This window comes from Streptomyces jumonjinensis, from assembly GCF_009600885.1.
In the GTDB taxonomy this organism is placed as follows: Bacteria; Actinomycetota; Actinomycetes; order Streptomycetales; family Streptomycetaceae; genus Streptomyces; species Streptomyces jumonjinensis.
On record NZ_VCLA01000194.1, the window covers coordinates 1,366 to 1,674 of the forward strand.

1 pseudogene is annotated in these 309 nt (G+C 74.8%); it reads right to left on the minus strand.

Annotated elements, in window-relative coordinates:
* Nucleotides 1-309 (minus strand): annotated as a pseudogene (locus FF041_RS32430) (mobilization protein); the annotation flags it as partial.

The window sequence follows — 309 nt, forward strand, 5'->3', positions numbered from 1 at the left end:
CGCGATCCGCTGTTCGACGCGGAGGCCGGCGGCGGTGAGCCGGGCGAAGAATTCGTCCTCCGTGGCGGCTCCGGCAAGTGATTGGCGGACGGCTTCGCGGAGGGTCTCGCGCGGCGGCTCGGCCCGCCCAGTGCGCTCCGCCTTGGAGCGCTCGGCGCTGGTGGGGCGCTGGGCGGCGGTGCGGTCGCCGGGGTTGAGGCGCTGGAGGCCGAAGTCCTTCTCGATCTGGCGGCATTCGGCCTGGGCGCGGGCGCTGTCGTTGTGGCGGCGGGGGCTGCGGCCGTCCTGGCGTTTGAGGGTGGCGACGAT